Source organism: Streptomyces sp. NPDC006265 (assembly GCF_040613555.1).
In the GTDB taxonomy this organism is placed as follows: Bacteria; Actinomycetota; Actinomycetes; order Streptomycetales; family Streptomycetaceae; genus Streptomyces.
This window is the reverse complement of sequence record NZ_JBEXSH010000262.1, coordinates 1-10,242: the sequence shown is the minus strand read 5'-3', so window position 1 is coordinate 10,242 and position 10,242 is coordinate 1. Positions and strand designations below refer to the sequence as shown.

Genomic DNA, 10,242 nt, shown 5'->3' with positions numbered 1-10,242 from the left:
CGCCTCCACCTCGTGCCGCTGGTCGGCGTGGAGCACGCCGAGGGCGTACGCCGTGGCCGGGGCGATGCGCGGGGTACGGGCCGCCTGGGCCGCCGGCGAGGCGGATCAGGGTGGCGGCGCCGCGCGGGTCTCCGACGGCGGCCAGCCCCCGGGCCACGGCGAGACGTACGGCGGCGGCCGGATCACCGGCGGCGGCCGCCAGCGCGTCCAGTGCGTCCAGGGAGACGAGCCCCAGCACGGTCTCGCAGCGCACGGCCTCGTCCGGATCGGTCAGCAGGGCGGTCAACTCGTCGACCGTGCACAGCCGGTGACGCCACAAAGCGACCACCGCGGCGCTCCGGACGTCGGGGTCCCGGTGTCCGCACGCCTCGCGCAGCGACCGTGTGAAACGTTCGCCGGGCACCAGCACCTCCCGCAGCTCGCCGAGCAGTTCGATGGCGGCCCGGCGGACGGTTGGATCCGAGTCCAGCAGGGCCGCGGCGAAGACCGCCGACGGCTCCTCCCAGGATTCCGCCGCCTCACTGAGCACGGTCAGCGCGGTGCGGCGCACATCGGGGTCGGCGTCGGTGAGGAACTCCGCCAGCTCCTCGGTGGTCGGGACCTCCTCGGCGAGTTCGAGGAGCGCCAGGATGCGGTGGGGGCCGCCCTGCGCGGGCGTAGCGCTGGTCATCCCCACACCGCCGCCAGGTCGGCACCGGTCGGGGCGGGCACGTCCGGCACCCCGTCCGGTCGGGTGAAGCCGGGCACCGGCACGATGTACGGCGCCACCGGCCGGGTCAGCGTCTCCATCTCGCCCGTCTCCCCCGCGCCCGCCGCTCGGCTCTTGCGCAGGTTCAGATGCCGGAACCAGTTCGCGTCGTCCTGCTCGGGCCAGTCGGCACGCTGGTGGTACAGGCCCCAGCGGCTTTCCGTACGGGCCAGTGAGGCGCGCGCGGCCATCTCGGCGCAGTCCCGGATGAAGGTGACCTCGGCGCAGCGCATCAGCTCGTGCGGAGTGCGGGCTCCCATGGCGGCGATCTCGCGGTTCATCCGCCCGAACGCCTCCAGACCGAGGGTCAGGTAGCGCTCGGTCTTGGGCGGCTGGAGGTAGTCGTTGACGAACCGGCGCAGCTTGTACTCCACCTGCGGCTGGGGCGGTCCGTCCGGGTTTGACAGCGGCCGGTAGATCAGTTCGTGCGCCGCCGTGATCTGGTCCTCGGGCAGCGCGGGGTGGCCGGCGGAGGCGGCGAAGCCGCTGGCGTGTTCGCCGGCGATGTCCCCGTAGACGAAGGCGCCGATCATGTAGTTGTGCGGTACGCAGGCCATGTCCCCGGCGGCGTACAGGCCCGGCACCGTGGTGGCGGCGTGCTCGTCGACCCAGACACCCGAGGCGGAGTGGCCGCTGCACAGTCCGATCTCCGAGACGTGCATCTCGATGTCGCGGGTGCGGTAGTCGTGGCCGCGGCCTTCGTGGAAGGTGCCGCGGGTGGGCCGCTCGGTGGTGTGCAGGATGCCCTCGATCTGGTTGATCGTGGCGTCCGGCAGATGGCTGAGCTTGAGGTAGATGGGGCCGCGGGCGCTGTCCAGTTCGCGCTTGACCTCGGCCATCATCTGGCCGGACCAGTAGTCGCAGTCGACGAAGCGGTTGCCGTCGGCGTTGACCGTGTAGCCCCCGAAGGGGTTGGCGACGTAGGCGCACGCCGGCCCGTTGTAGTCCTTGATGAGCGGGTTGATCTGGAAGCACTCGATACCGGACAGTTCCGCGCCCGCATGGTACGCCATCGCGTAGCCGTCACCGGCGTTGGTGGGGTTCTCGTAGGTGCCGTACAGATAGCCGCTGGCCGGAAGGCCCAGGCGTCCGCAGGCCCCGGCGGCCAGGATCACCGCGCCGGCCGAGATCGTGACGAACTCCCCGGACCGGGTGTCGAATCCCACGGCGCCGACCGCCCGGCCGTCCACGGTGAGCACCCGCACCGGCATGATCCGGTTCTCGATGGTGACCCGGGAGCGCACGTGGCGGGCGCGCAGCGTGCGGTACAGGACCTTCTTGACGTCGCGGCCCTCCGGCATCGGCAGCACATAGCTGCCCGAGCGGTGCACCTTGCGCACGGCGTACTCGTTGTGTTCGTCCTTCTCGAACTTGACGCCGTAGCCCTCCAGGCGCTGCACCATGCCGAAGCCGCGGGTGGCGGTCTCGTAGATGGTGCGCTGGTTGACGATGCCGTCGTTGGCGAGGGTGATGTCCGCGACGTAGTCCTCGGGGGTCGCCTTGCCCGGAACGACGGCGTTGTTCACCCCGTCCATGCCCATGGCCAGGGCACCGGAGTGACGGACGTGTGCTTTCTCCAGCAGGAGGACGTCCGCGCCGTTCGCTGCCGCGGTGAGGGCCGCCATGGTACCGGCGGTGCCCCCGCCGACGATGAGAACGTCGCAGGTGAACTCGCGGCGTTGAGACTGGGGTGGGATCTGCACGGAGGTCAGCCCCTTTCGGTGGAAGGGTGGTTCAGCAGCGGGTCGGGGGTGCGGTGGAGCCAGCCGGCCAGGGACATCCGGTCGCCGCGGAATCGGACGAATTCGAGATCGATCGGCCGGCCCGCGTTGGTGTAGGTCAGCCGTTCGAGGAACAGCAGGGGAAAGCCGTCCGCCACGCGCAGCAGGTCGGCGACGGTACGGTCCGCGGCGATCGCCTCTATGGACAAGGCGGCGGCGCCCAGGGGGAGTCCCAGTTCGCCTTCGAGCAGCCCGAAGACGTCGTGCCGCGCCAGGTCCATCTCCAGCAGGGGCCGGCCGATGTCCGCGGGAAGGTAACTGGCGTCCAGCGACAGGGGCTCACCGTCGAGCAGCCGCACCCGCTCCAGGGCGACCACTTCGGTGCCGGGGGCAAGTTCAAGGCGCTCGGCGACGGTGGGTGTGGCGGGCACGGTGTCCGCCAGCAGCACCTGGTTGACCACACGTTCGCAGCCGGTGTCGAAGCTCTCCGCGAGCCCGCGCAGCCGGTCCAGGCCCTGTACGGCCTTTCCCGACACGACGAACGTTCCGACCCCCGGGATCCGGTCGACCAGGCCCTCGATGCGCAACAGCGCGAGGACGTCCCTAACGACGTTGCGGCTGGCCCCCAGTTCCGCGGCCAGCTCCGCCTCGGAGGGCAACGGCCGGGTTCCGTATACGCCCGTCAGGATGCGGGCGCGCAGCACGTCCCGAATGCGCCGTACCGGTGCGACACGGCTACCTGAACCTCTGCCACCTGCGGCGATCGCTGTCATGGCCGGAATGTTGCGGATGACGTGTTACGCCGACCGGTTGCCGCAATTACGCATCGGTTACGCCAAGCTCATCTCTGCCCGAACCCTCCTGACCTGGGAGAACGGGCGTGAGTGAGCCGTTACCGCCAGGGCTGCGGGCTCCGGGAGGGCTTGCGGGCGCCCGGCGGGCAGGGGTTTTGGCGCGGCAAACGCCACGGTCGCTGCCCGGCAACGGTCACGCATACCTCAGTCCACGGGCGCGACGGTGGCCGTCGCTCGCGCGGTCGTCCGTCCTTTGCCGCTACCTGCGGGAAATCAGAGTCAGCAGGGTGGCCGCCGGCCCCACCGGGGGCGTCTCCCGCAGCCAGACGGCCCGGAACCGCCGTCGCAGCAGGGCGGGTTCCTCCAGCGGCACGCTGATCAGCCGACGGTCTTCGAGTTCGGCGGATACGGCGAGACGGCTCAGCACCGCGGGTGCGTAACCCGTGGACACGGCCGACTTGATCGCAGTGGTGGAACCCAGTTCCGCCGCGGGCGGCGCGGGTTCCTCGCGGCTCGCCGGCTGAGCGGGGACACGTCCGGCGGCACTGGCCGAGACCGTGGCGGGAGGGGTCCGATCCGAAGACACAGGAGGAGCGGGAGTGTCGAGTACATGCGGGGACAGCGCCGTTCCCGCCGAACGGTGAAGGATTTCCCAGACGGCGTCGCGCGTGCCCGAGCCCTGTTCGCGCACGATCAAGGGCGTGGCCGCCAGTGTCCGCAGCGGCAGCGGCTGTCTGCGTCTGGCCCACGGGTGCCCCGGCGCGACGACCACGACCAGTTCGTCTTCAGCGATGGTGCGGCTGCGGAGTCCGTCTGGCGCGTGCGGGCCCTCGACGAAACCGAGGTCGGCCTCACGGCCGCGCACCATGTCGGCGACCTGCGAGGAATTGCCGACCCGCAGGGCGACCTTGACCCCGGGGAGCCTGGTGCGCAGGGCCATCAGCCACCCCGGCACCCGGTGATCCGCGATGGTCATCGACGCGGCGATCCGCAGTCGGCCCTGCTGATCCGCGTGGAGTGCCGCGACACCACTGACCAGCGCCCGGGCCGCGTCGAGCACCGGCAGCGCCCAGTCCACGACGGCGATCCCGGCCGGGGTGAGGCGTGACCCGGTGGGGCCGCGTTCGAGCAGTACCAGCCGCAACTGCCGTTCCAGCGCTGTGATGCGCATGCTCGCCGCCGGCTGGCTCATCCCGTGCCGCGCGGCGGCCCGGCCGAGGCTGCCGGTCTGGGCGACGGAGACCAGCAGGTCCAGCACTTTCAGTTCCGGTGTCCCCGGCGGAAGGCCCATCAGCACTGCTTATGACCTCCTCTGAAACGCAGTTCTACCGGAGACCGGCGGGACCCGGCGATCGTGCAGGTGCAGATCGCCATTGAGCTGCAGGAAGGGAGACGTCATGGAATCGTCCCATGCCCTGCCGGTCAAGCCGCTGCCACGCGTGCTCGCCGGTACGAGGCGCGCCGGGCGCGCCACGGGTGCCGTACTGCCAGGACTTGCGGTGGCGGTGGCGGTGGCGCTGCCGGCCGCCTGGCTGGGCCGTCTCGTCCCGACCGTGGGCGGCCCGGTGTTCGGGATCGTGGTGGGTGCTCTTGCCGGAGCCCTGCTGAGACGGATGGCCCCTTACGGAACGGCCGAGCGTCTGCACCCCGGGTTCGCGGTCGTGGGCCGACAGGTCCTGCAGGCGTCCATCATCGTGCTCGGGACCGGACTCTCGCTGAGTGACGTGTTGCGCGTCGGGGTGGGGTCACTGCCGGTCATGCTGGGCACGCTGGCCGTGGCGCTGCTCGGTGCCTGGGCCGTCGGCGGACTGCTGGGTGTCCACCCGGAGACCAGGCTGCTCACCGGAGTCGGCACGGGCGTCTGCGGAGCCTCGGCGATCGCCGCGGTGACCGCCGCCGTCGGCGCCGCCGAGGCCCGTGTCGCCTATGCCCTCGGCACCATCTTCACCTTCAACATCGCCGCCGTTGTCCTGTTTCCCCCGCTGGGCCACCTTCTCGGTATGTCGCAGGAGGCGTTCGGGCTGTGGAGCGGCACCGCGATCAACGACACGTCCTCGGTCGTCGCCACCTCCTACAGCTACGGAACCGAGGCCGGGCAGTACGCGGTGGTGGTCAAACTGACCCGGAGTCTCATGATCGTGCCGATCTGTGTGGCCCTGGTGCTCTGGCGGTCCTTCAGTCGGCGAGCGCGGGACGCCCAGGGGGACGAGGGTGCGGGCAGGAGGATTTGGCGCGCGTTCCCCGTGTTCATCGTTGGATTCCTGCTCGCGTCAGCGGCCGCCACATATGGCGGCATCCCTGCCTCATGGGAGCCAACACTGCCCGTGATCAGCACATTTCTGATCACTCTGGCCCTGTCGGGGATCGGTCTGTCGCTGAAGTTCGCCAAGCTTCGCGAGGCGGGGCCGCGGCCACTCCTGCTGGGTGCGATCCTCTGGGCCGCCGTCGCCGCGACCGGCGTCGGTCTCCAGTCGATCACCGGGCGGCTCTGAGTGCGTTGTGGCAGAGGGAGTCCCTGTTCGATGCTCGGGTTCTAACGGTCCCCGCAACACCCAGACATTCTGGAGGTTGCGGGGACCGTGTCGTTGACGGGTGATGAGCGCGAGGCGTGCAGGGTTGAGTTCTTCGAGGCGCTGGAGCGGTTGGGGAACGTGACGGCGGCAGCTCGTGAGGTCGGGCTGAACCGGAACACGGCGTTCGGGTGGGCGCGTCGGGCAGGGATGCGGTCTCGGCGGCTGGACCGGCGCCACCCACGTCGGGACGAGTACAAGCAGCTGCGCGCGGCGGGGGTGTCCCGACGGAAGGCTGCCGAGCAGGTCGGGGTGCACGAACGCACCGCGAAGGACTGGGACTACGGAGTCCGGCGCACGAAGAACACCCGGACCTACCCGGACGGGCGGCACGTCGACTACAACACTGGCGTGACGACGCTCGTGGAACCCCAGTGCCCGCAGGTGGCTGCGGCACGGCTCGACCAGCAGATGCATCCGCGCTTTCTGACGCTGGCCGAGCGGGAAAAGATCGCCGACCTGCGGCGGGAGGGTGCCGGTTTCCGCGCGATCGGGCGGGCCCTGGGCCGCCCGGCCTCAACCGTCAAGCGGGAGGTCGATGCCCGCTCGGGCAACGGCGTCTACCGCGCCCATGCGGCGCACCGGGCATGGACGGCGTCCCGCCCACGACCGAAGACGAGCAAGCTCTCCCAGGCCGGGCCGCTGCGTGAGTTCGTGACCGACGGGCTGCGCCGGCGATGGTCTCCGGAGCAGATCTGCCACGCTCTGGCCAAGGAACATCCGGACGACCGGAGCATGCGAGTGAGCACGGAGACGATCTACCAGGCGCTGTATGTTCAGGCGCGCGGCGGCCTGAAACGGGAGGTCGCCGCAGCGCTGCGCACGGGACGCGCCCGCCGCAGGCCCCGTCGTCACCCGGACCATCGCACGGCCCGGTTCGTGGACGACATGGTGATGATCTCCGAGCGTCCGGCCGAGGTCGAAGACCGTGCCGTTCCCGGGCACTGGGAGGGCGACTTGATCGTGGGCACTCGCAGCGAGTCGGCGATCGTGACGCTGGTCGAACGCTCCACCCGCTACGTCATGCTGGGCCATCTGCCCGGCGGGCATACCGCCGAAGAAGTGCGCGACGTGCTCGTGGGCCTGGTCGAAACCCTGCCGGCGCATCTGCGCGGCTCGCTGACCTGGGACCAAGGCTGCGAGATGGCCGGGCACAAGCAGTTCTCCGTCGCGACCGGGGTCCCGGTCTACTTCTGCGACCCCCACTCGCCCTGGCAACGCGGCTCGAACGAGAACACCAACGGGCTGCTGCGCCAGTACTTCCCCAAAGGCACCGACCTGAGGGTCCACGGCCGGGAAGACCTTGAACACGTTGCTCAGGAGATCAACGGCCGACCACGCAAGACGCTCGACTGGGACACCCCAGCCGAGCGTCTGCGTGATCTACTGACAGCCACATAAACCATCAGGTGTTGCGAGGACTCCAAGAATCCGCCACGGGGAGGGGCCTCCTCATGGATGCGGCGACCGTCAGCCGGCGGTCCGCGCCCGTGCCGGTGTGCGTCCCGGCTGGCGCAGCAGCAGGGCGACCACCGCGGCGAGCATCGACACGCCCCCGGCGAGCGCGTACGCGCCGTTGTAGCCCCAGGCGGCGACCACCATCGAGCCCAGTCCACCGCCGAACAGGCCGCTGATCAGCTTGCCGCTGTAGACCAGCCCGTAGTTGGTGGCGTTGTAGTTCTCCCCGAAGTAGTCCGGAGTCAGCGCCGCGAACAGCGGGTAGAAGGCGCCGCCGCCGAAGCCGGACAGGAACGCGAAGAACAGGAACAGCCACTCGCTCTTCAGGTCGCCCGCCCAGATCACGCCGAACTGGGCGAGGCCCAGCACGACGATGACGAACACCAGAGTGGGCTTGCGGCCCCACCGGTCGGACAGCCAGCCCACCACGCCCCGGCCGACGCCGTTGACGACGGCCATCACGCCCATCGACGACGCCGCCACCAGCGGGCCGAAGCCCACGTCCTTGGCGAAGTCGACCTGGAACGAGATGCCGAAGATCGACACACCGGCGGTCATCACCACCGAGATCCACATCAGCGGCAGCATGCCCGTGCGGAGGGCCTCCTTCGGGGTGTACTGCCGTACCGCCGGCGGGTTCTTGGCGAGGCTCGCGGCGTTCTTCCGGTCGCCGGAGAAGGTCAGCGGGTCGATGTCCGCCGGCCACCAGTTCTTCGGCGGGTCCTTGAAGAAGAACGCGCAGGCGACGACCACGATCATCACGTAGCAGCCGATGAGGTCCAGGACCCGGTGGTAGTTCGCGGTGTCGAAGCCGTAGTTGAAGATGAAGATGAACGGCAGGGACCCGTACGCGAACCCTCCGTTGACGAACCCCGTGCGGGCGCCGCGCCGCTCCGGGAACCACTTGCCGACCATGTTGATGCAGGTGGCGTAGACGAGCCCGGCGCCGATCCCGCCGACCACGCCGAACCCGAGGATGGCCGACAGTACGTTGTCCAAGTGTGACAGGGCCAGGAACCCCAGCAGGCACATGCCCGACCCGATGTACATGGCCGAACGGGCCGGCAGATGGCCCTTCTCCCGCAGCCAGCCCGCCGGGAAGGCGATACCGGCCTGGAAGAACACCCAGACGCTGAGGATCCAGAAGGTGTTGCTCTGCGTCCAGCCGTGCGCGTGGGACAGGGTGTCCTCCGCGGAGCCGTAGGCGTACTCGAAGACGCTGATGGCCATCATGGCGATCCACGGCAGATACACCATGATCTTGCGGGAGTGGCCGAGGATGTCCCGGTCGGTCTCGCCGAGGCGGTAGACGCGGCCGTGGGGATCGGTCACCTCGCGGTAGGGACGGTGTGCGGCGTCGGAGGGTAAGTCGGAGGGTAAGGGGGACGTGCTGGCTTCGTACGGATCTGCCGTCATGTCAGGCTGTGTCCTCGCCGAGCGGTTGCGGGTTGGGGGAGATACGGCCCGTCTTCCTGTCGCGTCCCGGCGGGGTGAGGAACACCGCCGCGCAGCCGGCGAAGAGGGAGATGGAGCCGGCCAGGATGAAGGCACCGGAGTGCCCCCAGGCACCGACGACCACGGCGCCCATGCCGGCGCCCAGACCGGAGACGAGCTTGGCGCTGTAGACCATGCCGTAGTTGGACGCGTTGTTGTTCTCACCGAAGTAGTCGGCGGTGAGTGCGGCGAACATCGGGAAGATGGCGCCGCCGCCGAAGCCGGAGATCGCGGAGAAGATCAGGAACAGCGTGAGGTTCTTGCTCTCGGCCGACCAGAGGATGCCGTACTGGGCGAGGCCCAGGATGAGGCAGACGACGAGGAGGCACCGCTTGCGGCCGTAGAGGTCGGAGAGCCAGCCGATGACGCCGCGGCCGGTGCCGTTGACGACCGCCTTCAGAGACATGGCGGTGGCCACGATCCCGCCGGCGAATCCGGCCTCCTCGCCGATCTCCACCTGGAAGGCGATACCGAAGATGTTCACGCCGGACGTACACGCCAGGCAGAACCACATCAGGGCGACCCGGCCGGTCTTCCACGCCTCCTTGGGGGAGTACTGGCGTACCGCCGGCGGGTTCATCCGCAGCGAGCGGGCCGCGCGCGGGTCGTCCGGCGGGTTCAGCGGGTCGATGGAGGAGGGCCACCAGTTCTTCGGCGGGTCCTTGAAGAAGTAGCCGGAGCACGCGACCATTCCGGCCAGGAGCACACCCACCGAGACCAGCACCCAGCGGAAGTTGGTGAGGTCCATGTAGCCGTTGAAGAGGAAGACGAAGGGCACCGAGCCGTAGGCGAAACCGCCGTTGACGAATCCGGTCTTGCCGCCCTTGCGCTCCGGATACCACTTGCCGACCATGTTGACGCAGGTGGCGTACACCATGCCCGCGCCCATGCCACTGAACATGCTGAAGCCGATGTAGGCGAAGACGACGTGCGGCGCGAAGGCGAGGGACAGGTAGCCCAGCAGCGTGCCCGTCGCGCCGAGCATCATGGCCCAGCGGGCCGGCAGTTTCCCGCTCTCACGCAGTTTGCCCGCGGGGAAGGCCACCGCCGCCTGGAAGAAGACCCAGACGGTCATCATCCAGAAGATGTGCATGCTGTTCCAGCTGTGCGCCGTGTGCAGGGTGTCCTCGGCCGACGCGAACGCGTACTCGGCGGAGGAGATGCCCATCATGCCGATCCAGGGCAGGATCACCATCCACTTGCGCTTGCGCCCCATGATGTCGATGTCGGTCTCACCGAGGCGGTAGACGCGGCCGTTCGCGTCGGTGACCTCCCGGTAGGGAACCGTTGTGGGCAGATCGGTCGTTGTCATGTCGTGTCGCACCCCTTGCGTCGAAAGATCTGGCCAGCGCCCCCTGTCCCATGCCTTTCGTGCGCGTGCGGGTTCCGGGGCCGGCCGACGCGCACCGTCGGCCCGCCCCCCCGCACTCACCTCAAGTACCGCCCCCCCGCCGTCC

The 10,242-nt window shown here is 69.6% G+C and carries 6 protein-coding genes and 1 pseudogene; 2 read left to right on the top strand and 5 right to left on the bottom strand.

Annotation, left to right across the window (positions count from 1 at the left end; translation table 11 throughout):
* Window positions 1–130: 130 nt before the first annotated feature.
* From ABZ281_RS21585 to ABZ281_RS21575, 3 genes and pseudogenes are all read right to left on the bottom strand, one after another.
* Window positions 131–2,451, bottom strand: a pseudogene (locus ABZ281_RS21585) (fumarate reductase/succinate dehydrogenase flavoprotein subunit); the annotation flags it as partial.
* 5 nt (window positions 2,452–2,456) lie between these two features.
* The gene (locus tag ABZ281_RS21580; protein ID WP_356657742.1) at window positions 2,457–3,242 is read right to left on the bottom strand and encodes a GntR family transcriptional regulator; all 786 of its coding nucleotides are present in this window, start codon (window positions 3,240–3,242) and stop codon (window positions 2,457–2,459) included.
* Between the two features lie 280 nt (window positions 3,243–3,522).
* Window positions 3,523–4,554 (bottom strand): LysR family transcriptional regulator, encoded by a 1,032-nt coding sequence (locus tag ABZ281_RS21575; protein ID WP_356657740.1) that lies wholly within the window; start codon window positions 4,552–4,554, stop codon window positions 3,523–3,525.
* Between the two features lie 106 nt (window positions 4,555–4,660).
* Here ABZ281_RS21575 and ABZ281_RS21570 point away from each other — a divergent pair, with 106 nt between their 5' ends.
* Both ABZ281_RS21570 and ABZ281_RS21565 read left to right on the top strand, forming a co-directional pair.
* Window positions 4,661–5,755: a putative sulfate exporter family transporter gene (locus tag ABZ281_RS21570; protein ID WP_356657738.1), complete on the top strand. Its 1,095-nt coding sequence runs from the start codon at window positions 4,661–4,663 to the stop codon at window positions 5,753–5,755.
* Window positions 5,756–6,052: 297 nt separating this feature from the next.
* Window positions 6,053–7,234: an IS30 family transposase gene (locus ABZ281_RS21565; protein ID WP_356657744.1), complete on the top strand. Its 1,182-nt coding sequence runs from the start codon at window positions 6,053–6,055 to the stop codon at window positions 7,232–7,234.
* 69 nt (window positions 7,235–7,303) lie between these two features.
* Here ABZ281_RS21565 and ABZ281_RS21560 read toward each other — a convergent pair whose 3' ends face one another.
* Both ABZ281_RS21560 and ABZ281_RS21555 read right to left on the bottom strand, forming a co-directional pair.
* The gene (locus ABZ281_RS21560; RefSeq protein WP_356657736.1) at window positions 7,304–8,707 is read right to left on the bottom strand and encodes an OFA family MFS transporter; all 1,404 of its coding nucleotides are present in this window, start codon (window positions 8,705–8,707) and stop codon (window positions 7,304–7,306) included.
* A gap of 1 nt (window position 8,708) precedes the next feature.
* The gene (locus ABZ281_RS21555; protein ID WP_356657734.1) at window positions 8,709–10,097 is read right to left on the bottom strand and encodes an OFA family MFS transporter; all 1,389 of its coding nucleotides are present in this window, start codon (window positions 10,095–10,097) and stop codon (window positions 8,709–8,711) included.
* Window positions 10,098–10,242 lie beyond the last annotated feature (145 nt).